General features: G+C 34.1%; 2 protein-coding genes. Both read left to right on the top strand.

Annotated elements, in window-relative coordinates; translation table 11 throughout:
- Window positions 1-19: 19 nt before the first annotated feature.
- The gene (locus AC1DRF_RS30295) at window positions 20-160 is read left to right on the top strand and encodes an FbpB family small basic protein (RefSeq protein ID WP_080743162.1); all 141 of its coding nucleotides are present in this window, start codon (window positions 20-22) and stop codon (window positions 158-160) included.
- Window positions 161-298: 138 nt separating this feature from the next.
- Window positions 299-481, top strand: coding sequence for a hypothetical protein (locus AC1DRF_RS30290; RefSeq protein WP_330534223.1), 183 nt, complete (start codon window positions 299-301; stop codon window positions 479-481).
- The last annotated feature ends 358 nt before the right edge of the window (window positions 482-839 follow it).

Genomic DNA, 839 nt, shown 5'->3' with positions numbered 1-839 from the left:
GTAAGAAAGAAGTGCCATTATGAGAAAGTTAAAACCCTCTTTTCAAAACCTAGTCAATGAAAACAGACATAAAATACTAGAAGATAAAAAGGTCATGGAAAAGATTGAAGAAAAAATTGAAGCTCGCCAGGAGCAGGCTATAAAGATGAAAACGAAATAAGAGTAGAATAAAAACATCCTATCTAAACGGATGTTTTTTTGTATTGTACTGCTGTCGCATTTCTAGGTAAATGTCTTTTTACAGGATATTTCATCTGCCATGTCGAATCTAGCAAGTCACAAGGAAGGGGCTGTTAATATGAATTCAAAAGAACAAAAGAGGTTGGCAATTACTAGAGAACTAATGGGGAATGCTAAAGAACGAACTGATTTATCTTCTGAGTTAGAACAAGACTTAGAGAATTTAGGATTACAACGACGAATGAAACAATTAGAGTTAGAAAGTAAGTTCCTAGAAAACCAGAACGATGAACTAGTTTAATTTACAGCACCCGTTCAGAGGTGCTTTTTCATCATTTTAACACTTTTACGTCAGAATCCCCTATCTATGATCAATGCGTATTTGTCTACGTTTCGCACTTTGTTTATGACAAAATCCCCCTACCTTTTTGGAGCAAAACATGTTATAATACGTTTAACCAATACTTTAATTTCGAAAAAGGGTGCGTTTCTTAAAGGAAACGCACCCTTTTTTATTATAATTTACGCAGGCTGAATGTTATTTTCCAAGTCATTATCGTTTTTCTATTAAATAGCTGAGATATGATATAATGAGAATATCTTTCGATTTCAATGCACATGTTATCTCAAGAGGCCAGACTGGTTTTAACTAGTCTGGC

The sequence above is a fragment of the Priestia sp. P5_B4 genome, assembly GCF_056400385.1.
The sequence above is the reverse complement of the archived record's forward strand: the minus strand, read 5'-3'. Positions and strand labels throughout refer to the sequence as shown.

Excerpts from the sequence above, each read along its gene's own strand:
- AC1DRF_RS30290 (WP_330534223.1), top strand. The coding sequence starts at position 299 with ATGAATTCAAAAGAACAAAAGAGGTTGGCAATTACTAGAGAACTAATG.
- AC1DRF_RS30295 (WP_080743162.1), top strand. The coding sequence starts at position 20 with ATGAGAAAGTTAAAACCCTCTTTTCAAAACCTAGTCAATGAAAACAGA.